Here is a 25269-nt window from a genome sequence, read left to right on the forward strand (position 1 = left end):
TCAGATACATTCCTTGATAAAACGTTTCTAAACCAGGGTACGCAATAAAAACCACCCGACAATCACTACAAAGCCCCACACCAGACCCTGCAGATAAAGATTAACCTTGCCGGCACCCATGCCACGCAGGCGCGTTCCCAGATCGTTACAACCACGGACGGTGCCACTGAGCACCCCTTCAATCAGTCCGATCTCTACGCCCTGAGAGCAAAAGCGCCCGATTTTCTTGAACGGCCGCACCAGCAGCAGATCAAACAGGTCGTCAGCGCGCCAGCCACTGAGCAAAAATTCACCTGCTGCGGATCCCGGCCGGTGAGTATAACGACGATAACGCAAAGCTGCCAGCAACCAGCCCAGGACAAAAACCGTCAGAGCCGTTCCGATCAGCAGATATTCGCTGGCGATGGTCAGATGCAAGACATCCTGTTCGCGGCCAAGCCAAGTCGAGAGCCAGGACTCGCCGGCAAACAGATGGGGCAGATTGAGCAGCCCGCCGCCCAGGCCCAACAATGCCAGCGGCAACAACGGCCATAGCATCAAGCCATTGGGTTCATGGGGCAGTTCATCACCGCGATAATCGCCGCCGAACACCAGGTAGGCCAGCCGGAAGCAATAGAACGACGTCAGAAGCGCAGTCGCCACCCCCAGGCCATACAGCCCCTGGTGGAAGACGTCACCCTGGGCAAAGGCGGTTGCCAGAATCAAATCTTTTGAGAAGAAGCCGCTGGTTAACGGTGCCCCGGCGAGGCACAAGAGTCCGGCAATAAACAGCCAGAACACCAAAGGGGAGCGCTGGCGCATGCCACCCATGCGGCGGATGTCATTTTCGTGGCCGGCCAGATTAATAATACAGCCGGCAGCCATAAAGAGTAACGCCTTGAAAAAAGCGTGGGTGATCAGATGAAACATCGCCGCCGAGACACTTCCCAGTCCGACCGCAAGAAACATGTACCCGACCTGACTCATGGTGGAATAGGCCAGCACGCGCTTGATTTCATTTTGCGCCAGGGCGCAAGTGGCAGCATACAGAGCCGTCGTGATACCAACCAGGGCAATGGCAGCCATTGCCGACGGTGATAGCGAAACCAGGGGGAACATGCGGCACAGCAGATAAACCCCGGCGGTGACCATGGTGGCTGCATGAATCAGTGCCGACACCGGAGTGGGCCCGGCCATCGCATCCGGCAGCCAGCTCATCAGCGGCAGCTGGGCGCTCTTGCCGCAGGCGCCGATTAAAAGGAGCAGGCTGAGCAGGGTGATAGTGGTCGCATCCAACCCCGCCACCTGGGCATTAATCCCCTCGATGCTGATGGTTCCAAACAGGGCAAACAACCACAACAGCGCCACCGCAAAAAACAGGTCTCCAATCCGCGTGACGATGAAGGCTTTGCGCCCGGCATCGGCATTTTCGGTCTTGCGATACCAGAAACCGATCAGGCCGTAGGAACAAAAACCAACCCCTTCCCAGCCAAGGAACAGCAACAGCAGGTTGTCGGCCAGGACAATCGTCAACATGGCAAAAACAAACAGATTGAGCAGAGCAAAAAAACGTACCTGATCGGAATCATCTTCCATATAGCCGGCAGCATAGAGGTGAATCAGGCTGGCGACACCGGTTACCATCAGCGTCATGATCGCTGCCAGCGGGTCGAACAGCAGACCGACATCGGCCTGAAAATCACCACTTTTCAGCCAGGTAAACAGCACCAGCCGATAGCCTTCGCCCGTGGCCAGGGTAAAACTGCCGAGGGCGGCAAGGAGACTGCCGATCACTGCTCCGCAGGCAATAAACACCGGCACCGGCCGCGGCAGACGCTTACCGAAGCAGGCATTGACAACGCCACCAGCCAATGGGAGCAGCAGTATCAGGGTCAGAAGAATATCCATCAGCCCCTCATCTCATCGAAAATACCGACATCAATACTCTTTTTCTGCTGGTGAAGATAAACCACCAGGGCCAGACCAATAGCCACCTCGGCAGCTGTAATAGCCATCAGGATCAACACCATGATCTGGCCATCGACCTGCTGCCAGAAAGCCGAAGCTCCGATTAGCACCAGGCCGACAGAGTTAATCATGATCTCTACCCCGATCAGAATCATAATCAGATTACGGCGAACCAGCACACACCCCAGACCCAGGGCAAAGAGCAGGGTTGCAAGAACCAGCAGATGTTCCATCGGCACAATCATGATTCATCCTCCTGCCGCGCGCGCCTGCGCTCGGTCCTGCCGACATGGAAAGCCCCTACCGCTGCAAAGGAGAGCTGGAACGAAATAATCTTGACCGCCAGCGCATATTCTTTAAACAGGGCATAACCAAAATCACGGGGGCTGGCATGCCAGCGTGGCACCCCTTCAGAGGCCAGCGGATCAAGCCCGATCAAGATCAGGGTCAGGGACACCAGGGTCAGAGCCAGAAACAGCACCGGAACCCACTGAGCCCATCCCGGAGCGGTAGCTTCGGTGGCACTGGTCGGTGTGATCTCAAGCATCATGATGACAAACAGAAACAGCACCATGACCGCACCGGCGTAAACGATGACCTGTAAAGCGGCCACCAGCGGAGCGCCTAATAGATAAAAAATCAGCGCCAGGGCGAAGATACTTTTGACCAGATAGATCACAGCATAGACCGGGTTACGCTGGATAATAGCCATCCCGGTTGCTCCCAGGGCCACAGCAGCGAGCAGATAAAACATGAGGGTCGCAATCATGGCATCAGATCCTTGACATCCGCCGGGGGAGTTTCACCGGGGTTTGTACCGCGTGGCGCAGCAACGCCGATCCCGCTCTGCCGATAGAAGTTATAGCTCTTGTTGTTGCCGCAGTGATCGACCAGCAAATCCTCTTTTTCGTACACCAGCTTCAAGGGATCGCGCCCGGCCAGTTCAAAATCTGCCGTTACCTGGATCGCCAGGGTCGGACAAGCCTCGGTACAGAGTCCGCAAAAAATACAGCGGGTAAAATTGATCCGAAACCAGGCGGCATAACGACGTCCGTCCTGCGCTTCGGTTGCCTGCATGGAGATGCAATCGACCGGACAGGCGGCACTGCACAGATGACAGGCGACACAGCGTTCGGCCCCGTCCGGATCGCGGGTCAAGATCAGTCGCGCCCGATAGCGTTCGGGGAGCTGCTGTTTCTCTTCCGGGTATTGAATGGTCACCGGTTTACGGAACATATTGCGCAACGTCACCCAGAAGGGCTGCAAGGTTCCGCGAATTCCTCTGACAACATGCATGCTGTTAACCCAATCCCAACAAGACCGCGCCGGTCACCAGAATATTGACCAGCGACAGGGGTAGAAGAACTTTCCAGCCCAGATTCATCAATTGATCGTAACGCAGGCGCGGCATGCTGGCGCGGATCCAGATGAACATGGCGCACACCGCCAGAACCTTGAATAAAAACCAGAGTAGCGGCGGTAACCAGGGGCCGTGCCAGCCACCGAGGAAAAAGACCGTCACCAGTGAGCCGAGAACCACCATGTTGATGTATTCACCAACAAAAAACAGGCCGAAGCGCATCCCTGAGTATTCGGTGTGAAAGCCGCCAACCAGTTCGTTTTCCGCTTCAGGCAGGTCGAAAGGAATACGGTTGCTCTCCGCCAACACACAGATAAAAAAGACCCCGAAGGCAACCGGATTAAGCAGCATAAAGGGGAGCGACTGCTGAGCCATAACGATATCTGTCAACGAAAATGACCGGGCCATCATAATAACCGGCACCAGCGACAGGCCCAAAGAGAGTTCGTAGCTGACCATCTGCGACAGTCCGCGAACACCACCAAGCAGGGAATATTTAGAGTTGGAAGCCCACCCCCCGAGTACCACACCATAGACCGCCATGGATGATACACCGAGAAAATACAGTACCCCGATATTCAGATCAACCACCACCAGGGGAACCTGCCGGCCATAGACTTCCAGCGTCGGGCCAAAAGGAATCACGGCGAAAACCAGCAGGGCCGTGACCGCAGTAATCCCCGGCGCGACCAGAAACAACCACTTGTCGGCCCGCGCCGGGACAAAGTCCTCTTTGGTCAAGAGTTTGATGACATCGGCAAGGGGCTGCATCAAGCCAAACGGCCCGACCCGGTTGGGGCCATAACGCAGCTGCATGCGTCCGAGTATCTTGCGTTCTGCCAGCACCAGATAGGCGGCCATAAACAGGACAACACCAAAGATAAACAGGAGTTTTCCCAGGATCAGAGCCAGAGTTACCAGCATTTCACTCATCGGCACCTCCAGGACTGATGACACAATAGCTGAGCCCCGCCCCCGGTATTAACTGGGGGAAAGCCTCACTGCTTTCAACCAGCACACAACCTAAAGCCATGTCGGGTTGACTGCGCACAGGTAGTTTAAAGCTGCCAAAGTCGGTCTCAACAACGGCATTATCACCGTCTTTCAACCCGTGGGCCTTAAGCTCATCAGGATGCAGATAGAAAGATGGTGGCCGTTTGCGGGGTTCCAGCTTAGGTGCATAGCGGCTGAACAGATCGCCACCATAACGTGCCGGTGACACGACCAGTTCGAGGGTCTGCGCCGGTTGCTCAGGCAGCTGACCACTGGATTGCGGCCGCGCCACGGCAGAGGGCACCCGTGATCCTGCTTCTCCCGCTTTAAGCCTGGTCAAAGCGGCCAGACGTGGTTGTTCCTGCACCAGTTGGAGATGCAGTTCTGTCAGGGATTGCTCCTGGCCGATCAGACGTTGCAGCAACAGGGCTGCCGGTTGCGGATCGCTGCCCGGGGTGCCCAGGGAAAACTCGCGCGGCGGATGTTCCCCGGCCACTGTCCGGGCCAGACTCAAGCCTGGTTTAAGTACCCGCTGGAAACGACGCAAACGCCCTTCATTATTGATAAAGGTTCCACTGTCCTCAACCGGCGGGCAGGTAGGGATAAACAGATTGGCATGCCGACTTAACGAGGTTGGCAGATAATCGAGCACCACCACCTGTTCAAGATTGGTCAGGGCGGCCGCAAAACGCTCACCCTCGGGAGCCTCCAACAGGGGATCAGCTTCCACACAGACCAGCATCCTGACCCTGCCACTATCCAGACGGGTCAACAGATCATCCTGCTCCGGCAGACTCAGCAATGCCGTGCCAAAACTGTTAGGTCCGGCAAGTACCGGATAAACCAGGCAGGGACGTTCTGCATTCGATGTCTTTTCAGCCCATTTCTGAATTTTCTGTAACCCGGCAAGACCCAGCAGATCGGCACCGGCAACAATGATCGGGTTCTTTGCCTGTCCAAACAAATCGCGCAGGTGACGTCCCTCGACACCTCCATCGTCAAGCAGCTCCTGCAAAGCCAGCGGCGTAATAGCTACCCGATCGGCATCGCAAGGCAGTTCTACCGGACGCGGGTCATAGACTACCACCCGGCCACCTTTGCGTACCGCCTGACGCAGGGCCAGTGCCAGCAGCGGAGCCTCGGCCAGAGGATCAACCCCGCAGACCAACACCAGATCGCTGGAGCGAATATCCTGCAATGAAGCCAGGCGCTCGGATAAATCAAAAGCCGCCATCTGCGCCGTCTGATGACGGCGACGATGGGCATTAAGCACCGGAACACGACAGCCAAAATGTTTGGCCGTGCGTTGCAACAGCCAATTGGCTTCTAAAGAAGCCCGCTCGGAACCAACCAGCAGCACCGCTTCCGGCCCATATTGCTTTACCGCGGTACGAATCTGCTCCTCAAGGATCGCCAGGCCATCGGCAACACTGATGATCTGGTCCCCCTGCCGTGCCTGGCGCGGACGCTCGGGGTGATTGGCATAGCCACTGCCGAAACGGCCACGGTCACAGATAAAGGTCGCATTAACCTGCGGGTTATCACCACTGCGTACCCGCTGCAGTTCGCGCAGGCGACCTCCGGGGATGGTCGCACAGCCAACGCCACACTGGGGACAAACGGAGTCAGCCTGTTCCAGATCCCAGGCCCGTGATTTGAAACGGAAGGTGCGATCGGTAAAAACCCCGGTTGGGCACAGATCAACCAGATTGCCGGAAAAATCGCTTTCCAGCATCCCGTCCTTGAAGCGTCCGAAAAACACCCGATTGCGCGAACCCATCACGCCGAAATCACGGCCACCGCAGTAGTCCTTGTAGGTGCGCGCACAGCGATAGCACTGGATGCAGCGGTTCATTTCCTGAGCGATAAAGGGTCCAAGGTCCTGGTTGGTATAGGTTCCCTTGCCCCCCTGATAACGACGAATGCCGTGGCCACTGGAGATGGTCATCTCCTGCAACTGACATTCACCGCCCTCATCGCAGACCGGACAATCATGAGGGTGGTTGAGCATCAGCCATTCGCCGACGCGCTCACGGAAGGTCACCGACGTTTCATCTCCGGTAGTGACCACCATCCCGTCCTCTACCGCAACCAGACAGGCCATCTTCAGACCCGGCATGGGACCGGTATGAACTGTTACCGCACACATGCGGCATGACCCGACGGCGCCCAGCTCTTTGTGATAACAGAAATGGGGGACCATGATACCAAGGGCTTCGGCCGCCTCAAGGATGGTTTTCCCCTCGGGGATGGTAATTGTCTGGTTGTCGATGGTCAGTGTCGGCATAGTCAGCTTCTTAGTTACTGAACGGACAACGTCCGCGCTCAATGTGATCAACAATTTCCTGTTCAAAGTGGTTCAGTAGACCGGCCACCGGCCCCATCGCCCCTTCTGCCAGTGCGCAGAAACTCTTGCCGGAGATATTTTTAAGCTGATCCTTGAGCATCTGAAGATGCTCAGGCGTGCCTTTGCCCGATTCAAGCATCTCAAGCAACCAGCGCACCATGGTCAGCCCGTCACGGCAGGGAGTACACCAGCCGCAACTTTCTCGGGCAAAAAAACGGATCAGGTTAAGGGTCACGGCGACCATACAGGTGTCTTCATCAAAGGCCGTCACGCCGGCGGTACCGAAACGGCTGCCGACCTTTTCCAGCGAGGAAAAATCGAGGGGGACGTCCAGGTGCTCGCGCGTCAGATAGGGGGTTGAGGCGCCACCGGGAAGACAGGCTTTGAATTGCTTGTTTTTCCACATTCCCTGACCATAGGTTTCCACCACTTCACGCAGACTGATCCCGACCGGCAGCTCAAAGCACTCGGTGCGATTGAGATGTCCCGACAGCCCGAACAGCTTGGTTCCCGAGCCATCCGTTGTCAGGGCCAGCTCTTTGAACCACTGGGCGCCACCGGTAACAATGTGCGGAATATTGGCAATCGTTTCGACATTGTTGACCGTCGTCGGCTGGCCAAAGAGACCGCGCACCGCCGGAAAAGGTGGCTTTAACCGCGGGTTGGGACGAATCCCCTCAAGGCCGTTGAGCAGTGCAGTCTCTTCGCCGAGGATATAGCGGCCGGCACTGCCATGGACATGAAGCTCAAAGTCGAAACCGCTGCCGAGAATGTTTTTTCCCAGATAACCGGCCTGCGTTGCTTCAGCAATGGCGCGACGCAGATTTTCCGCCTGTTTTTCATACGCATAACGAATAAAGATATAACCCACCTGGGTCTGCAGGGCAAAAGCTGAGAGGATCATCCCCTCGATCAGCTGATGCGGATCGGCTCCCAGCAGTACACCGTCCTTATAGGTGCCCGGCTCCATTTCATCACAGTTGCATACCAGGTATTTAATGCCCGGCTTGTCGGCCGGGAAAAATCCCCATTTGACACCGGTGGGAAAGCCGGCTCCGCCGCGTCCGCGTAAGGCCGAAGCCTTGACCAGCTCACGAATCTCCAGCGGGGACATGGTCCGGATAGCAGTGTTCAGTCCCTGATAGCCCCCAGTGGCACTGAACTCCTTGAGAAAAACGGTTTTCCCCGGAACCCGATTCTTAAACAGCAGCTGGGTTGTCTGACTCATGCCGACCCCTCCTGGCGCAGCGTCGCGATCAGTTCATCGACCTTTTCCGGGGTCAGAGGCCCGTAAAACTGCTGTTTGATCATCACCGCCGGAGCAATACCACAGCACCCCAGGCAACAGGATGGCAGCAGGGTAAAAAGTCCGTCTTGCGTCGTCTGACCAAATTCGATATTCAATGTTTTTTGCAGATGAGCGGCAATCTCTTCGGCTCCCCGGGTCCAGCAACAGACGGAATCGCATAGATGAATGACAAAACGACCAACCGGGCGGCGAAAAATCTTGTCATAAAAGGTCGCAATCTCTTCAACCTCAACCGGAGTCAGGCCAAGGATCGCTGCCGTCAGCTCCACCCCTTCATCCGGAACCCAGCCGTGATGCAGCTGAATGGCACGTAAAACGTCGATAATCATCTCACGTGGATGCTCAATTTCGCCGGCATGACGGATAAATTCAGCCAGCGCTTGTTGATCAAGCAGATGACTGGTTGTCTGTATTTCAATCGGTGTCATAACGCCCCTAACGATCAAGATCCGCCAAGATAAAATCAATCGACCCCATCACCGCAATCATATCCGCCAGCATGCTCCCTTTGCAGATCCAGGAGAACGCCTGCATATGGGCAAACGACGGGGTGCGAATCCGGCAACGGTAGGCGCTGCTGCCACCATCACTGACCAGATAGTAGCCGCACTCACCCTTGCTCGACTCCGTCGCCCGATACACTTCGCCGACCGGAGCGACCGGGCCGCTCGACACATTGACAAAATGATGAATCAGACTTTCAATGTCATGCAGACCGTCACCGCGCTGCGGATAGGCGTAGCGGTAATCATCGGTCATCCAGCGCCCACCCGGCATCCGTTCAGCCGCCTGTTTGACAATGCGCAATGACTGGCGCAGTTCCTCCAGGCGCACGCGGTAACGATCAAAACAGTCCCCGCCGGTAAAACTGACGACGTCAAAATCAAAGTCATTGTAGGCGCTGTAGGGCATGGTCCGTCGCAGATCCCAGTTGGAGCCGCTGGCACGCAGGTTGGGACCGGAGAACCCCCAATCGAGGGCCTCATCCAGGCTGACAATGCCCACCCCTTCACTACGGCCACGGAACACCGGGCCATCTGTGAGCATACTGTCAAGCTCGTTGATGCGCTTGTCAAAGTCACCGGTAAAGGCATCAACCTTCTGCTTCCAGCCTTCAGGCAGATCCAGCGGCAGGCCACCAATGCGCAGCCAGGAAGGATGCATGCGCCCGCCGGTGATCATCTCAACGATGTCAAAGATCTTTTCGCGCGAATCAAAACAGTAAAAGACCGGGGTCATGGCTCCGACATCGTGGGCGTAGGTGCCGAGCCAGACCAGATGACTGGCGAGGCGGAACAGCTCACACAACATCACCCGGGCATAATCAGCGCGGGTTGGAACCGACACCCCGAGCAGGGTTTCGAGGGAGTGCAGATAAGCCAGGTTGTTCTGGACCCCGGAGAGATAATCGATGCGGTCGGTGTAGGGAATAAACTGCGCCCAGTGCTGGCGCTCACCGATCTTTTCGGCACCGCGGTGGTGATATCCGAGATCGACATCGATATCGGTCAATTCTTCCCCCTGCATCCGCAACACTACACGCAAAACCCCGTGGGTCCCGGGATGATGCGGCCCGAGGTTCAGCACCATGCTGCCATCGTCGGCTCCCGGCAAGGGCACCAGTTTATCCGCTGCCACCGGAATGTAGTCCATGGCGGTATCGACGGTAAAGGGGGGCATATCGGTAGCACGCGACGGATGTTCCTTGCGCAGGGGATGGCCTTCCCAGGCGGCCGGCATCAGAATCCGCCGCAGATCCTTATGGCCGGAGAAAGTGATGCCGAACATATCAAAGGCTTCGCGCTCATACCAGCCGGCCGACGGCCAGATTTCGGTAATCGTTGGGACTTGCGGGTATTCACCGGTCAGGGGCACCTTGATGCGCAGATAGCCGGGATCACTGAAGTTGAGCAGGTGGTAGACCAGGGTAAACTGATGATCGCGGGGCTGCCGCCGCATGCGTTCATCAATGGCGGTAAGATCTTCCAGGCGCTGATATTTGATAACCGCTTCATGCTTGAGAAAATACAGAAGCTCTCTGATTCGCGCCACCGGACAGATCAGCACCGGCATGTCAGCAGCTAATGGATCAATCGTCACTTCCCCTTTGAAGCGTTCCTGAACATCACGATAGACGGCTTCCGCCGATGGCGGAAAATCCTGCTTGGGCTGCGGCGGTCGCCAGCTGTTGACGCTGCGGTTGTGAGTGAATTCAGGTGGCTGCTGCACGGTTCCACGCAGCGGGGTATTACCGTAGCCCGGACCGCGGGGATCACGGCTCTTGGTGACGCCATCGACCAGCGGCGGAACCGTTGTGCCCTCACTGCCACCAGCCATACCAAATACTTTACGGGCCGGTTGCTCTTCGGCGACAATCTTTTTCTGGAGCTCGATAATCCCTTGTAAAAAGGCTTCGGGGCGCGGCGGGCAACCGGGGATATAGACATCCACCGGCAGGATCTGGTTGACACCCTGAATGACGCTGTAGACATCGTACATGCCACCGGAATTGGCACAGCTGCCCATGGCGATCACCCATTTGGGGTTAGGCATCTGCTCATAGACGCGCAGGATCGAAGCGCCCATCTTCTTGAACGGGGTGCCGGAGATAATCATCACATCCGACTCGCGCGGTGTGCCGCGCAACACTTCAGCACCGAAACGCGCCAGGTCGAAACGTGGCGTCATACTTGTCATCATCTCAACAAAACAACAGGACAGTCCGAAAAACATAGGCCAGAGGCTGTTTTTGCGTCCCCAGTTGATCAGGTCATCGGCACGGGTGAGCAGCACCCCTTGCGGAAGTTTTTCGCTCATGAAGATCTCCTGCGCCGATTACGCGCGGGTTGTACGCCCCAGTCCAGTGCACCCATCTTCCAAAGATACACCAGGCCTAAGAAAAGATTGACAATAAAAAAGGAAATCTGCCAGAAGCCGCTCCAGCCGAGAAGATCGTAGGCGACGGCCCAGGACACAATGAACACTGCTTCCAGATCAAAAATGATAAAAAAGATAGCCACCAGATAAAAAGGTACCGGACCACTTAGGCGGGCATCACCAATCGGATCAACAGCGGACTCATATGGAGCATTTTTTTCTGCCGATGTGGTGCGCTGGCCGAGAAACCAGGCGAGAAACATCAGCAGCAGAATCAAGCTTACGGCAATAACACTGTAAAGGGCGAAGGAAATGAAACCTTCGATGCCGGCCGGGGTCACCGGGGGGGAAACAGTGCCTGCATCTGGGAGGGACATGATAGCTCCAGCAAAGGGGGAAACTTTTTACCTAAAACCCTCGTGGGTGAACTCGCGAAGGATACTACCACATCTGTCATCAATCAGAGAAGGCATGTGTTGAAAAGTTGTTTTTTTTCAAGCTGCCCCTCATCACAGGCCACCTGCCACTTTTAAAATCTCGCGCCGGGCCAATTCATCGCAGCGCTCATTTTCCTCGTGACCATCGTGCCCTTTGACCCAGACCCAATCAATTTCGTGCATTTTAACCAGTTCAAGCAGGCGCTCCCACAGGTCGCGATTAGCCACCTCTTCTTTCCTGGAGTTGCGCCAACCATTACGGCACCAACCGGCAGACCATTCAGTCACCCCTTTGATCAGATACTGGGAATCGGTGGTCAGACGGATACGGCACGGTCGCTTCAAGGCCTCAAGCCCAGCGATAGCCCCGAGCAGCTCCATACGGTTATTAGTGGTCAGTTCAGCAAAGCCCGACAATTCTTTCTCATGATTGCCGCACCGCAAAATGGTTCCATAGCCACCGGGACCGGGGTTACCGGAACAGGCGCCATCGGAAAAAATTTCTACAAATTGTGTTCGCTGATCAGTCAAGGCGCTATCCTTATTTGCTGACGGTATTTATACCAATAAGCTGATAAAGAAAAAACCCCACTGCTTGCGCAATGGGGTTTTTTCTTTTAATTGGCGTCCCCAGGGGGATTCGAACCCCCGTCGCCGCCGTGAAAGGGCGGTGTCCTGGGCCAGGCTAGACGATAGGGACGTAGACTTAAATATGTGTAGCTGCTGCGCCCGAGGCCAACTAGATACCCGAACCAAAAAAAAGTTGCAAGTGAAAAGTCACTGCGGCGAAAAAATGATCGGGATTGGCAGCGCTGCCTGCTGGCGTGGTTACCGGTCTGAGTTCGCCCCGGGCACCTCCACCCGAATTGTGTTCATAAAGAGCAGTAAGCGTCTCAAAAACCGGATACCGGCAGACCGAAACCCTGCCATTCAAGCTGGCACTATGGTAGAATCACAGAGATTTTACCCCATCGGCACGATCAAAAATCCGGCTGTTCACAGCATAACGTACAAAACACCACAGAAAAGGGAACCATGAAAAGAACAGCTATTAAAATATTTTTCCGCGACCAGATCATGCCGTTGGTGCTGGCGGTTCTGGCAGGCATTCTCTATACCATCTCGTTGCGCTATTTCGTATTTCCGGCAAAAGTCATCCTGACCGGAACGGAAGGAATCGCCGCTGCTACCGCCTATTATTTTGATTCGACCCTGCTGTTCCTGATTCTTTATGCAATATTCCAGACGGCGTTGATCATCTTTGGTTACCTCAAGGTCAGTCGTCGCTTTGCCTTCCGTTCGACCCTGACGGTCGCAACGGTGCTAGTGCTGATTCCGCTCTTGCCGGATCTTCACTTTGCCGCCCCCGAATCAGAAAATGAACGCATGGTTCTGGTTCTTTTTGGTGGCATCATCGGTGGACTGGCCAAGGCCCTGGCCCTCTGGAATCGAGGGTCAACCGGCGATGAAGACATCATCGGCGCCTATGTCGCTGAGCGGTTACGCAAGCCCGTTGGCAGCGTCGCTATTGTTGCTGCCGGGGTGTCAACGGTTTACGGCCTTTCTCTCGAATTCATGAAAACCGGCGATATTTCAACGGTGGTCAACACCTTGATGTATACCGCCATCTATATTTTCGCCAGCGCCGAAACCTTGAATACCTTCTTTCGTAAATTCAAGTTTTCTCTGGTCACCATCATTACAACGGATGCCAGCAGAACAGACCGGGTTGTTCGAACCATCCTTCCGGAGCGAACCTATACCAAACAAACAGGCGTCGGGGGCTATTCAAACAGCCCGCGCGAGGTTCTTTCGCTGCTTGTCACCCAGGAGGAGCTACCTTTATTGCTGCGTCACGTCCGTGACAAAGACCCGGAATCGTTCCTCTATCACAACGAGGTCGATGGCATTGCCGGACGCTTCAAGATCAGCTCAATCGGCTGAACCTCATTTTGACAAGCTATCTCTATCAGACTGCGTCAGCATCCCTAGTCCAACAGATGGATTGGCAAGACCCTGCCGGAGGAATCAAAGCAAATCCCTTCTGCTGCCAGCAACACCCGTTGCAGCGTTGCCCGGTCGCTGTCCTTCCTGGCGCTGATCCTGCCCTGACTGTTGATGACCCGTTGCCAGGGCACATCACTCTGTTCGGTCAAGGCCGCCAGGGCAAAACCAATCACCCGCGGGGAGGTTCCGGCCACACCAGCAAGATAACCATAACTGACCACCTGACCCGGTGGAATCTGCTTTACCAGTGCATAAATCCGCTGATACAAAGAGACATCACTCATAACTGAACCCGATCGGCCGAACAGGACCGATAGCTGTACCTGTAGGAATATTTGTTGTTTAGATAATTATCAGATCCGTCTGATCATTTGTGTCGTTTTTTTAAAACATGGAGGGGAAACATGTCAAAAATCATCAGGTCCACAGCTGTGCTGTGTCTGTCTCTGCTGCTCTTTATCTTCACTCCTGCGACAGCATTCGAACCGATGCTGCCGCAAACCTATTCGCCGGATGCAATCGTCGATGGCTGGTGGATGAGTGAAAAACTCGACGGTATCCGCGGTTACTGGGACGGCTCACAGCTGTACAGTAAAAATGGGAGCCGCCTTGCTGCACCACCGGAATTTACCGCCGGACTGCCACCCTTTTCACTGGAGGGTGAACTCTGGGGCGGTCGAGGGACATTTGAACAGACCAGCTCCATCGTCATGCGGCAACAACCCCACCGCGGATGGCAACAACTGAAATTCGCGATTTTCGATGTACCACAGGCACCTGGGCCGTTCCGTCAACGGCTTCTGACAGCCATCGACTGGTTTGAACAGCACCCTTGCCCTTATGCTTTTGTGATTGAGCAGATACCTGTCGAGGACCACGAACAGCTTCTTGGCGAACTGGACCGAATCGCTTCTGCGGGCGGCGAAGGGTTGATTGTCCGTGATCCCGAAGCCAACTACCAGTCGGGTCGTCGCTCCCAAATCCTCAAGGTGAAAAACTTCAGTGACGCCGAAGCGACAGTGATTGCTCATCTGCCGGGACAGGGCCGCAACAGCGGGCGACTGGGGGCCTTACTGGTACAGAATGATAAGGGAACGACATTTCGAATCGGCACCGGTCTCTCTGACGCAGAGCGTGACAACCCTCCGGACATCGGCGCGGTGATCAGCTATCGATATTACGGTAACTACCCCTCCGGGATTCCAAAGTTTCCATCTTATTTGCGCGTACGCAGCGACCATGGGCTGTGATGCCGGCATTATTCGCTGCTGAACCTGCCGATCCCGTATTGGCGCAATTTGCGTGCTACCGTGGGTTGACTCATTCCCAGTTTTTCGGCAATCAGACACTGTCTGCCGTAGCGCTTATGAGCGAGATAAAGGACCTCCCGCTCGACACTTGTCAGAATCTGCGCCATGGTCATTGGCGGCGGCCACCGGGTGGATATCTCCCTTCCGCTCGCGCCACTCGATAAAACCGTCGCCGGCAGGTGATTGACATCAATCAGTGGCGCATCGGACATCACCACCAGGCGTTCACACAGATTCATCAGCTCGCGCACATTTCCCGGCCACGAATAATCGCAGAGCAGATCAAGGGCAGCGGGGGTCAACTGGCGGCGAACGCCGTCACGCTCGGCAAAATACTGGAGATAAGCTCTCAACAACGGCACCACGCACTCCCGACGCTGGCGCAGGGCGGGAATATGTACGGGGATCACGCTGAGACGATAATAAAGATCTTCCCGGAACCGTCCGTTTTCGACCCGTTGCTTCAAATCACAGTTGGTTGCCGCAATCATCCGCACATCAATCTGTCGCTCTTTGGTGGCGCCGAGACGGGTTAACCGGCCATCTTCCATAAAACGCAGTAATTTTACCTGGGCAGACAATGGCAAATCAGCAATTTCATCGAGAAAAACCGTTCCCTTGTCAGCCAACTCCAGCTGCCCCGGTTTATTGGCAACCGCGCCGGTAAAGGCCCCACGCTCATAGCCGAACAGCTCTGCTTCAATCAGGGATTCCGGGATAGCGCCGCAATTGAGTTTGATCATTGGCTGCTGGGCGCGATGGGACCCGACGTGGATCAGATCGGCAATCAACCCCTTACCAACCCCCGATTCACCCAACAGCAGCACCGTTGAATCAACCTGACTTAACCGCCGGGCCTGTTTAAGGGTCGCTGCCATCAGCGGACTTTCGGCGATAATATCGCGGCCGCGCAATTGCTCGCGCTGCAACTGGGATAGCTGCCGGCGAAATTGAATCCCCATCTCCTGCTGATCTTCTAATTCCCGTTTGAGCCGTTCGATCTCAGTGATATCCCGTTCACTGACGACCACCCGAATCAGTTGTTGCTGATCATCAAAGACCGGTGTAGCGGTGGAAATCAGCTTGCGGCCGGTACGGCTCTCCTGCAGCAGACTGACCTGGGCTCTGGCTTTGATGGCTTCCAGGGCGGCGGAAGGAAGCAATACCAGCCCTTCATTGGCAACATCGAGATAATCGCGCCCCTCAAGCTGCTCGGGGGTGGCATTATTGATGCGTGCCGAAGCCGGGTTAACACGCAAGATTCGCCCGCCGGCATCACAGACAAACAGACCATCGGAGGAGGAGTCGATGATCGCATCGAGCTCACTGGTCAGCTCCTGCAAAGGGCGATCAGGCATTAATGAGACATCAGTACCGGCAACGTCATACATTTAAGCAGGTGACGTCCGGTCTCGCCCAGAGTCTGCTGACCACGGCGCGTCTGCGAGGTTGCCCCCATCACCAGCAGATCAGCGCCACAATCAGCAGCCATGTTCAACAGCAGATCACCAATACTCAAATCGCCGCTGACTCGCTTTTCGCAAGAAAGGGGCAGCTGGTAACGAGTCATATGCTGACTGATATCAGCCTTGTGAGCATGGTAGGCTTCATCCCCTCCCGGGCCGTGAACCGTCACCACCCGGACATGATCCGCGTGGCGCAGAATCGGCATGGAGTCGTGCAGTGCCCGGCAGGATTCAGGTCCGCCACGCCAAGCCATGAGAATCTGCTTGTAATCGTGTTTGTAGCGCCCGGCGTAAGGAACTATCAGCACCGGACGACCGCTGCCAAGGATCGCCCTTTCAGGAAGGTTGTCAGGAATTCCCTGCTCCTGGGCCGAGGTATCAGTCTGGCTGATCACCAGTAGATCATTATAGTGAGCATGGAGGTTCAGGGCATTAATCAGATCAATACGACTGGTCTGACAATCGACCAGAATCCACTCGGTAGGGACATCGAATTTTGCTGCCTGCTCTTCAAACTTCTTGCGCGCAGTTTCGGCCCGGGCAACTAATTCGGAGCGATGATGGGGGAAATACAGCTGTGAAATAATATAGATCCCCGTCAGATAAGAACCCTGATGACGGGCCAGCTGCACCGCGGCCTCAACCCGCGAGGAGCAGGTCGGCCGATCATCAATATGGACAAGAATATCCTTTAAATTCATTATGTTGCTCCTTGGTCAGAACCGCCACCCGGTGGTAGTGTTCATTCGTGTTTTTTCCCCAGATAAGCTTCTTGAACTTTATCGGAGGCCAGCAGTTCCGCGGAAGTTCCTTCCAGGGCGATCCGCCCGACATCAAGAACATAACCGCGATCAGCAAGTCTCAGCGCTGCCTTGGCATTCTGTTCAACCAGCAGGACCGTCACTCCCTGGCGCGAGATTTCCTTTATCTGTTCGAAGATTGCCTTGACCAGAATCGGGGCGATTCCTAATGAGGGCTCATCCAGCAGCAACATTTCCGGATCACACATCAAGGACCGACCGATAGCAAGCATCTGCTGTTCACCGCCTGACAAGGTTCCGGCTAACTGCTTGCGGCGCTCTTCAAGACGGGGAAACATCTCATAAATCCAGCGCAGCGTTTTGGCATTGACCTTACTCTGGGTATATGCCCCCAACAGCAGATTCTCTTCGACCGTTAATACGCCAAAAACGCGACGCCCCTCAGGTGAGTGACTGATCCCGAGTTTAACAATTTTATGCGCCGGTATTTTTGTCAGCTCCTGCCCCTTGAAACGAATTGAACCAGACTTGGCCTTAAGCAATTGACTGATGGTGCGCATGGTTGTCGTTTTACCGGCGCCGTTGGCCCCAAGAATAGTGACGATTTCACCTTTGTGCACCTGCAACGAAATCCCCTTGAGTGCGGCAATACTGCCATAGGAGACTTCCAGATTCTCGATTGTGAACAGCACATCGCTACTCATCGTCATCGTCCTCACTTCCCAGATAAGCTTCAATAACCAGGGGATTTTTCTGAATTTCATCGGGTGTGCCCTCAGCAATTTTCTTTCCGAAATTCAGCACCGTCAGATAATCAGTCACCTTCATTACCAGATCCATGTCATGCTCAATCAGCAGGACAGTCACCCCCTGTTCCCGTATTTTAAAGATGATTTCCAGCAACTCACTGGTTTCCTTGTCATTCAACCCGGCGGCCGGTTCATCCAGAATCAGCAGTGTCGGCTCAACCGCCATCGCGCGGGCCATCTCCACCCGACGCTGATGGCCATAAGGTAAAGACGCCGTTGGAATGGCAGCAAATTCTTCCAGATTAAAGAACTCAAGGAGCTCTCCGACCTTAAGCCAGTTGTTCTTTTCATCGCGCCGTGAGCCGGGTGTCGGCACAATCCCGTGCCACCACTTCTGGGTACTCTTGATATGGCGACCACTCATGATATTTTCAGCCACCGACATCTGACTGAACAACCGAATGGTCTGAAAGGTGCGGACAATCCCCCGATCAACAATCTGGTAGGGCGTCAAGCCACGGATTTCCTCACCGCGCCAGTTAACCGACCCCTCTTCTGATTTATAGATGCCGGTAATACAGTTAAAAACCGTTGTTTTGCCAGCTCCATTGGGGCCGATAACACCATAAATCTGTCCCGGCTCAACCGTCATCGTCAACGCATCAACAGCGGTCAAACCACCAAAACGCTTGGTTACGTTTGTAAGAATCAGCTCGTTATGCGCCATGTTTCGATTCCTTGATCAAAAATTTTGGGATTTTTCCAAAGGTTGCCGGCCAGATTCCGCGGGGCCGCAGAATCATCGAGAGGATCATGGCAAAACCGAAGATAAAATAACGCCAGGTGGCAAATTCGCGGAAAATTTCCGGCAGCACAAACATCACAAATACCCCGAGAAGAATCCCTGGAACCGAAGATCCACCAACCAGAACGATACTGAAAAACAACACCGACTGGATGAATTCAAACGCTTCCGGGCTGACAGCCGAATATTGCACAGCAAAGACGGTTCCAGCCAGGCCGGCGATGCCGGCCCCGAGTCCAAATGCGAAAATCTTATAACTGCGGGTGTTAATGCCAATGCTTTCGGCGGCCAGCTGATCCTCGCGCAGATAATGCAAAGCTCGACCGGCTTTGCTTTTTTCCAGATTGCGCATGATCCAAAGCGTCAGTAACAATACGATAAAAGCGAAATAATAAACGGCAACCTGACTGGTCAGATCCAGACCGAAGATACTCAGTGAACCCAGACCAAAAATCCCGTTCGGGCCGCCGGTTAAGCCGCCCAGGTTGTTCTGCAGAACCTGGACAAAAACAATGTTGAAACCGATGGTCACGACCAGCAGATAATCACCGCGCAAGTGAACAATGGGACCGGCCAGCACAATACCGAACAGCGCCGGAATCAGGATCGCCAGCGGAATGGTGGCAATAACCGGCCAGCCGAAATGGCTGTTGAGAATCGCCGTGGTATAGGCACCCATGCCGAAAAAAAGGGCCTGTCCCATGTTGAACATGCCGCTCTTTCCAAGAATAATATCCTGCGAAAGAGCCACCACGGCAAAAATCAGAAAGGTAATCGATACTGCTTGCCAGCGAGGGTTAAGCAGGTGCGGTATAACAGCCATAACGACGAAGAAGATCGGGTAGCTGAATCTCTTTAGCTCTTTCATCAGACTTTCTCCGCAACCCGCTCGCCGAGAATACCCGTCGGGCGGACAATCAAAATAAGAATTAACAGAATGAAGGTGAACGCATCTGCCCAGGTGCTGGAGACATAACCGGCAATAAAAGCATTAAACAAACCGAGCAGCATACCTCCGAGCATGGCGCCGGGAATATTACCGATTCCGCCCAGAATTGCGGCAATAAAAGCATAAAGCCCATACTGCCAGCCCATATTAAAAGTGATGCCACGGTAGTACATGCCAATAAAGAGGCCACCAACCGCACCCAGGGATGAGCCGATAATAAAGATCAGCGCAATAACATTGTTAACGTTGATCCCCATCAGGCGCGCCGCGTCCTGGTCAATAGATGATGCCCGCACCGCTGCGCCCATGCGCGTTTTTTCAATAAACAGGTAAAGACCCACCATGAGAACCAGCGACAAGGCCAGAATAATGACCTGAATCAAGCTGATCACGACCCCACCGAAATCCCAGTAAACTTGCGGCACCAGTTCCGGAAATATTTTCATTCGCGGACCCCAGATCAACATGATGCCATTCTGTATTACCAGCGAAGCTCCCAGCGCCGACACAACAGCTGAAAGACGCGGCGCATCGCGTAGAGGCCGATAGGCAAGACGTTCAAGGAGAATCCCGACACAGGCCATCACACTTGCGGTCAGTAGAAAGATAACAATGACCGAAAACAAAGACGTAGCTTGCCCCATCACCTGGGTGTAAATAGTCAGGCCGACAAACGCCGAAGCAGCAACCATATCGCCATGGGCAAAGTTGATCAGCCGCATGACGCCGTAAACCATGGTATAGCCGAGGGCAACCAGCGCGAACATGCTGCCGATAGTCAAACCGTTAGCGAGCTGTTGCAGGAAAATGTCCATAAAACCTTCTCCGGGGTTGGTAAACAAGTTGCTTATCAGATCTAAGGGAAGGCTGCAGTCCTTCCCTTAGATCTAGGAAGCAGTGGCATGTCATGAATAAAAACTGTCAAAAGAAAGGGGGGAGCCGCAGTGCCTCCCCCCATAGGTCAGACCTTCTTATTGAACATACTCGTGAGAATAGCTGCCATCAGCCTGGATTTTCTTGACGACGTAAGCACCACCTTTGCGGTTACCGTCTTTAGCAAAAGCGATCGGGCCGGTAATACCGGGCAGAGGCTCTGCCATATTGTGGAGGTAATCAGCTGCTTTTTTGGTGTCGAAGCTATTGTTCTGTTCCATGGCATGGATAATGGCGCGCATGCCATCGATATTCATCAGTCCCCAGATCGACGGCGGCATTTCACCATAGCGGGTCTGATAGTCAGAAATGAAGCTCTTGGCGATTGGGTAAGGCAGAACGTCCGGTGAAGGAACATTGACAATGTATGCCCCTTGCGCGGCAGAACCGGCCAGCTTAACGAAATCAGGATTGTCATTAGCGTCGCCGCCAATGAAATCGGCGTTAATTCCCAATGCCTTCTGTTGCGCACGCAGCTGGCCGCCATCAGAATAGTACCCGGCAAAGAAAATAACGTCAGGGTTTTTGGATTTAATGTTGGTCAGAATCGGGGTGAAGTTTTGTGAATCGGCTTTGATTTTGTCGCGGGAGACCACATTGCCACCATGTTTTTTGATGGCGGCCTCGGTTGCGTTGGCCAAACCGTCAGCATAAGTGGAGAAGTCCGACAGAACGACAATACGCTGATATTTTTTGACATTGACCATATAGTCGGCGGCAAATTCCGCTTCGGCACTGTTCGGAAAGGAATTGCGCAGGAAGGTCCAGTAGCCCTTTTCCGTCAGATTGTCAGCGGTCCCGTCCGAGGTCTGTAATACACCGGCATCAAAATAGGTTTTTTGAGCCGCTTCGGCGGCGGTTGAGGTATAGGAGCCGATAACCATCACTACCCCTTTGTTGACCAGATCTTTTGCACAAATAGCGGCGGCCATCGCCGTCCCCTGATCATCACAGGTAACTACTTCGATCTGTCGTCCCATTACACCGCCGGCAGCATTGATCTGGCTGGCGAGAAGACGAACCCCGTTATCGATCCCCTGACCTTCATTGGCATAACTGCCGGTAATCGGTGCCTGCACCCCGACCTTGAGGGTTTCGGCACTGGCCAGTGTTGCCGTCATCACGACGGCAACACAGACCACAAACAATGTCTTAAGCGTTCTTTTCATCTGATCCTCCTGATAAAAAATTGTTTACCTGCAACTGCGCTGCAAGCATGTCCAGACCCGCTTACCGGTACTGTTGATCCAAACTTGTCTGCAGCAACCAACGATGGAACATTAGAATAGCACAGAATCACGATCTCAGTGCTTGTTTATACCGAACATTTGTTTCAGCGCATGCTGGGCAATCGCTGGATTTTCTTTAAGCCGCCGCCGGGAATAGGGTAGCCAATCGCGCCCGTAGGGAACATAAATCCGCAAACGGTGGCCAGCGGCCAGAATGATTTCACGCAATTCCTCATCGACCCCGAGCAACATCTGAAACTCGTATTGATCCGGCTTCAGATTCATTTTGCGCACCAGGTGCATCGCCTCAAACACCAGAAATTCATCGTGTGTAGCTATCGCTGCATAAGCTCCCTGTTCCAGCATTTGCCGGAGACAGTTGGTAAAGTTACCATTGATAGCCTGGGGGTTCTTCCACGCATGAATCCGTGGTTCGACATAAATCCCCTTACAGAGGCGGTAATTCTGATAACCGTCAGCTAGATCAGCAATATCCTGAGGGGTACGGCGCAGGTAGGACTGGAGCACCGTTCCCACATGCCCGGGAAATTCCAGCCGCAGCTTATCAAACATCTCCAGGGTCGCATCGGTGGTACCGATATCTTCCATATCAATACGTACAAAGCTGCCAAGTTTTTTTGCTTCGCTGACCAGTTCGTGAATCAATTCAAAGCAACGCTCCGGATCAAGCAGCAACCCCATCTGGGTCGGCTTGATAGACAGGTTGCCGTTAAGCTTTTCCCGGTCGATGGTCCTGAGTATCTCCAGGGCCTGATTTTTGAATTCTATCGCCTGATCAAACCGGGTGATAAACTCACCAAGAATATCGATGGTCGTCATCATCCCCTGCTGGTTCAGATTTTTTGTTACCTGAACCGCATCCGACAAGGTCGAACCGGCAATGTAACCCTTCGCAAAATAACTGACAATCGGCTTGGGGACATGCATGATCGTTTTGGCAACAGCATAATTAAATAGTGACATAGAAGGTTCCTGATCGCTGCAAAAGTGGGGTAGTTTGAAGAGAGCCTACCCCGTTTGCCGGATAGGCTCCCTTCACCTTTTTAAAATCCAGGGGCCGGTTACTCAGCTGACATGTAGGGATATTCAAAACTGCGCGGCGGCACAAAGTTCTCTTTGATCGCCCGGACCGATACCCAGCGCATCAGGTTCTGCTTACTGCCGGCCTTATCGTTGGTGCCGGAGGCGCGGGCGCCGCCAAAGGGTTGCTGGCCGACAACCGCCCCAGTCGGCTTGTCATTGATATAAAAGTTACCCGAGGCATTTTCCAGTCTCTTCATCACCTTGCTGACGGCTGTACGATCCTGGGCGAACACTGCCCCGGTAAGACTGTAAGGAGAGGTTGTGTCGCATAACTCAAGGGCGGCATCAAGGTCAGCATCGGCATAACGATAAAGGGTCATGACCGGTCCGAAGATCTCTTCTTCCATGGTTTTGAAATGCGGGTCAGTGGTCACGATGACCGTCGGTTCAATAAAGAAGCCCTTACTGTCGTCATAGTTGCCACCGATCACAATCTCGGCATCCGCCGACTCTTTGGCATAATCGATATAAGCGGTAATCGACTTGAACGCGTTACGATCAATGACAGCATTAAAGAAGGTGCTGAAATCGGTAACGTCACCCATTTTAATGCGACTGCACTGCGCTGTGAGCTCGCTCATTACCGGCTCCCATAATGACTCGGGGATATAGGCACGGGAGGCCGCAGAGCACTTCTGACCCTGGTATTCGAAAGCGCCGCGCACAATAGCGGTTGCCAACGCCGGAACGTCAGCCGAGCTGTGAGCAAAGATAAAGTCCTTACCGCCGGTTTCACCAACAATTCGCGGATAACTCTTGTAACGATTGTCAGCAATGTTGCTACCGATCTGCTTCCACATCCCCTGGAACACGCCGGTGCTTCCGGTAAAATGGATACCGGCAAAATCCGGACTGTTCAGACAGGTATCACCGACATTGGCGCCGGAACCGGGAATAAAGTTGATCACGCCGTCAGGCAGACCGGCTTCCTGCAGCAGTTTCATAAAATAATAAGGAGCGTAGACCGCTGATGAAGCAGGTTTCCACACCACCGTATTGCCCATAATTGCCGGCGATGTCGGCAGATTACCGGCAATCGCGGTAAAGTTAAACGGGGCAATGGCAAACACAAATCCTTCAAGAGGACGGTGCTGAACATAGTTCCAGATCGGTGATGGTGAGTGCAGAGGCTGTTCGGCATAGACCTGCTGGGCGAAGTAAACATTAAAGCGCAAAAAGTCGATCAGCTCACAGGCTGAATCGATCTCGGCCTGGTAAGGGCTCTTACTGATGTTGAGCATGGTTGCAGCGTTGACCAGAAAACGATAGGGGCCGGCCAGCAGTTCCGCCGCTTTGAGAAAAATTGCCGCCCGCTCTTCCCAGCGCAGGGCTTCCCACGCGGGCTTGGCGGCCATTGCCGCATCGATAGCCATCTGGGTCTCTTTGGGACCGGCCTTGTGATACTGGCCGAGGGTCACCGAATGGTCATGGGGACAGGCAATTTTTGCGAGATCACCGGTACGCACCTCCTTGCCACCAATAATCAGCGGAACTTCCACCTGTTTGGATTTCAGATCAGCCAGTGTCTCCTTGATCTTGCTGCGCTCAGGCGTGCCGGGAGCATAACTCAGTACAGGTTCATTGTGGGGATACGGAACGGACAGTACAGCGTTGTTCAGAAGATTCATGATTCTCCTCTCCTTATTAGGGTGGACGGGTTAAAAGTTTTGTGGCGACTCACTTAGGCCGCAGATCAGCTTAAAGTCTCGCTCTTTAATGAGCAAGGACAGTGCCAGCCGCGACTGGAAACAATTACACATGCTCCCAAAGAAGGTGAATAACTATTGAAATACAGGGAGTTAATGTTCTTAAAAAAAGATTCGACCCGGGAGCAATCTTAACCTAAGGGCGCGAAACGAAAACCTGCAGGGGAGATTGGTATGCAATTCTGCATACCAATTCATCGGTGATTAAATCAAAAAAAGAATCTCCGCAGCAACCATCGTTCGCCACGGGATCCAAACTATCTTCCGGTTTCTTGAAGATCTTCAGCAGAAGCGGCAAAATTCGGGACAGACAACCGCCGAACGCCCTGGGGGGTATCAATGGTGGCGCACAAGCCAGTACCGGCAGCAGCCCCGCAAGCAATGACTTTTACCGGCCCGCTGAAGTTCAATGCCGATAACAGACCCTGAATGCGCAGCGGATCGGGAGATGAAATTTCCAGGGACAATAACCGCAGACCTCGATCCTCCAATCTTGCGGCCGGATGCACGTCGACCGGCCACTCAATAAGTGCCGGTGCGGCTCCATTCAAAGGCGGCAGGCCGTCTGCCGGAACAGTGATCAGCCACTGCAGATCTCCCCGCTCCATCGCCATAACCTCTCCCAGCAACTCCGGGCAGGAAGCGGTAGCGGCCCGGATATCGGTCGTCCGTGCCACCCAGGTCGAAAAGGCCGGATGAGCGTCGACAGGCTGACAATCCATCCCGAACCAGCGAGGGCGACCCGGCCCGGGAGCAGACGGATCGATAGCGATAACCTCCAGATAGAGCGATGGCCCCAGGCTCAACAACAGGTTGTGGGTTCCCATGCGCGGGTGTTTGCCGCCGGGCTGCATATCAGCGCCAAGGACCTCCCTGATAAAAGCCGAACCGGCAACCAGCGACGGAGCGGTTACTACCAGATGATCAAGCGCACATGTCAACATAAAAACCTCCACAAAAAAGCAGGGCCGCCAAAATAG

24 protein-coding genes and 1 tRNA gene are annotated in these 25269 nt (G+C 54.2%); 2 read left to right on the forward strand and 23 right to left on the reverse strand.

The annotated features are described in order from the left end of the window. Positions 1-27 precede the first annotated feature (27 nt). The 12 genes from nuoL to AC1931_RS11540 all read right to left on the reverse strand — a co-directional run bounded on the left by nuoL (position 28) and on the right by AC1931_RS11540 (position 11970). Positions 28-1887: an NADH-quinone oxidoreductase subunit L gene (gene nuoL, locus AC1931_RS11485; protein WP_483877409.1), complete on the reverse strand. Its 1860-nt coding sequence runs from the start codon at positions 1885-1887 to the stop codon at positions 28-30. Next, positions 1887-2192: an NADH-quinone oxidoreductase subunit NuoK gene (gene nuoK, locus AC1931_RS11490; RefSeq protein WP_483877410.1), complete on the reverse strand. Its 306-nt coding sequence runs from the start codon at positions 2190-2192 to the stop codon at positions 1887-1889. Before nuoK ends, nuoL begins: the two co-directional genes overlap by 1 nt. After that, positions 2189-2716, reverse strand: coding sequence for an NADH-quinone oxidoreductase subunit J family protein (locus AC1931_RS11495; protein ID WP_483877411.1), 528 nt, complete (start codon positions 2714-2716; stop codon positions 2189-2191). Before AC1931_RS11495 ends, nuoK begins: the two co-directional genes overlap by 4 nt. Beyond that, positions 2713-3243, reverse strand: coding sequence for an NADH-quinone oxidoreductase subunit NuoI (gene nuoI, locus AC1931_RS11500; RefSeq protein ID WP_483877412.1), 531 nt, complete (start codon positions 3241-3243; stop codon positions 2713-2715). Before nuoI ends, AC1931_RS11495 begins: the two co-directional genes overlap by 4 nt. Positions 3244-3247: 4 nt before the next feature. After that, positions 3248-4240, reverse strand: a complete 993-nt coding sequence (nuoH, locus tag AC1931_RS11505) for an NADH-quinone oxidoreductase subunit NuoH (RefSeq protein ID WP_483877413.1) — start codon at positions 4238-4240, stop codon at positions 3248-3250. After that, entirely contained in the window at positions 4233-6587 is a 2355-nt protein-coding gene (gene nuoG / locus AC1931_RS11510) for an NADH-quinone oxidoreductase subunit NuoG (protein ID WP_483877414.1), read from the reverse strand. The genes nuoH and nuoG overlap by 8 nt, the downstream gene beginning before the upstream one ends. Before the next feature lie 10 nt (positions 6588-6597). Then, positions 6598-7875, reverse strand: a complete 1278-nt coding sequence (gene nuoF, locus AC1931_RS11515) for an NADH-quinone oxidoreductase subunit NuoF (protein ID WP_483877415.1) — start codon at positions 7873-7875, stop codon at positions 6598-6600. Further along, entirely contained in the window at positions 7872-8384 is a 513-nt protein-coding gene (gene nuoE, locus AC1931_RS11520) for an NADH-quinone oxidoreductase subunit NuoE (protein ID WP_483877416.1), read from the reverse strand. The genes nuoF and nuoE overlap by 4 nt, the downstream gene beginning before the upstream one ends. A 7-nt stretch (positions 8385-8391) precedes the next feature. Next, positions 8392-10773 carry an NADH-quinone oxidoreductase subunit B/C/D gene (locus tag AC1931_RS11525; protein WP_483877417.1) on the reverse strand — a complete coding sequence of 794 codons (2382 nt, stop codon included), beginning with the start codon at positions 10771-10773 and terminating at the stop codon, positions 8392-8394. Next, positions 10770-11210: an NADH-quinone oxidoreductase subunit A gene (gene ndhC, locus AC1931_RS11530; RefSeq protein WP_483877418.1), complete on the reverse strand. Its 441-nt coding sequence runs from the start codon at positions 11208-11210 to the stop codon at positions 10770-10772. The genes AC1931_RS11525 and ndhC overlap by 4 nt, the downstream gene beginning before the upstream one ends. A 132-nt stretch (positions 11211-11342) precedes the next feature. Beyond that, positions 11343-11801: a ribonuclease HI gene (gene rnhA / locus AC1931_RS11535; protein WP_483877419.1), complete on the reverse strand. Its 459-nt coding sequence runs from the start codon at positions 11799-11801 to the stop codon at positions 11343-11345. Between the two features lie 91 nt (positions 11802-11892). Then, positions 11893-11970: transfer RNA gene (locus AC1931_RS11540), tRNA-Glu, on the reverse strand. A gap of 335 nt (positions 11971-12305) precedes the next feature. Between AC1931_RS11540 and AC1931_RS11545 the strand changes: the two genes are divergently transcribed. Then, entirely contained in the window at positions 12306-13214 is a 909-nt protein-coding gene (locus AC1931_RS11545) for a YitT family protein (RefSeq protein ID WP_483877420.1), read from the forward strand. Between the two features lie 44 nt (positions 13215-13258). On the opposite strand, the gene AC1931_RS11550 is transcribed toward AC1931_RS11545, so the two are convergent. Continuing rightward, complete coding sequence (locus tag AC1931_RS11550; RefSeq protein ID WP_483877421.1) at positions 13259-13561, reverse strand: MGMT family protein; 303 nt, start codon at positions 13559-13561, stop codon at positions 13259-13261. Between the two features lie 120 nt (positions 13562-13681). Here AC1931_RS11550 and AC1931_RS11555 point away from each other — a divergent pair, with 120 nt between their 5' ends. Then, positions 13682-14527 (forward strand): DNA ligase, encoded by an 846-nt coding sequence (locus tag AC1931_RS11555; RefSeq protein WP_483877422.1) that lies wholly within the window; start codon positions 13682-13684, stop codon positions 14525-14527. A gap of 8 nt (positions 14528-14535) precedes the next feature. Here the strand turns inward: AC1931_RS11555 and AC1931_RS11560 are convergent, their stop codons facing one another. The 10 genes from AC1931_RS11560 to AC1931_RS11605 form a co-directional block, all read right to left on the reverse strand. Next, entirely contained in the window at positions 14536-15978 is a 1443-nt protein-coding gene (locus AC1931_RS11560) for a sigma-54 interaction domain-containing protein (protein WP_483877423.1), read from the reverse strand. Beyond that, entirely contained in the window at positions 15945-16754 is an 810-nt protein-coding gene (locus AC1931_RS11565; RefSeq protein ID WP_483877424.1) for a universal stress protein, read from the reverse strand. Before AC1931_RS11565 ends, AC1931_RS11560 begins: the two co-directional genes overlap by 34 nt. Before the next feature lie 41 nt (positions 16755-16795). After that, positions 16796-17503, reverse strand: coding sequence for an ABC transporter ATP-binding protein (locus AC1931_RS11570; protein WP_483877448.1), 708 nt, complete (start codon positions 17501-17503; stop codon positions 16796-16798). Between the two features lie 7 nt (positions 17504-17510). After that, positions 17511-18290, reverse strand: coding sequence for an ABC transporter ATP-binding protein (locus AC1931_RS11575; protein ID WP_483877425.1), 780 nt, complete (start codon positions 18288-18290; stop codon positions 17511-17513). Further along, the gene (locus tag AC1931_RS11580; RefSeq protein WP_483877426.1) at positions 18280-19236 is read right to left on the reverse strand and encodes a branched-chain amino acid ABC transporter permease; all 957 of its coding nucleotides are present in this window, start codon (positions 19234-19236) and stop codon (positions 18280-18282) included. The genes AC1931_RS11575 and AC1931_RS11580 overlap by 11 nt, the downstream gene beginning before the upstream one ends. After that, positions 19236-20132 carry a branched-chain amino acid ABC transporter permease gene (locus AC1931_RS11585; protein WP_483877427.1) on the reverse strand — a complete coding sequence of 299 codons (897 nt, stop codon included), beginning with the start codon at positions 20130-20132 and terminating at the stop codon, positions 19236-19238. The genes AC1931_RS11580 and AC1931_RS11585 overlap by 1 nt, the downstream gene beginning before the upstream one ends. A gap of 156 nt (positions 20133-20288) precedes the next feature. Next, positions 20289-21419 (reverse strand): branched-chain amino acid ABC transporter substrate-binding protein, encoded by a 1131-nt coding sequence (locus tag AC1931_RS11590; protein WP_483877428.1) that lies wholly within the window; start codon positions 21417-21419, stop codon positions 20289-20291. A 135-nt stretch (positions 21420-21554) separates the two neighbouring features. Beyond that, on the reverse strand, positions 21555-22463 hold the full coding sequence (locus AC1931_RS11595) for a proline dehydrogenase family protein (RefSeq protein ID WP_483877429.1): 909 nt from the start codon (positions 22461-22463) through the stop codon (positions 21555-21557). 98 nt (positions 22464-22561) lie between these two features. Further along, positions 22562-24211: an L-glutamate gamma-semialdehyde dehydrogenase gene (pruA, locus tag AC1931_RS11600; RefSeq protein WP_483877430.1), complete on the reverse strand. Its 1650-nt coding sequence runs from the start codon at positions 24209-24211 to the stop codon at positions 22562-22564. A 335-nt stretch (positions 24212-24546) separates the two neighbouring features. After that, positions 24547-25233, reverse strand: a complete 687-nt coding sequence (locus AC1931_RS11605; RefSeq protein WP_483877431.1) for a VOC family protein — start codon at positions 25231-25233, stop codon at positions 24547-24549. Between the last annotated feature and the right edge of the window lie 36 nt (positions 25234-25269).

The organism is Pelovirga sp. C15f, from assembly GCF_057178085.1.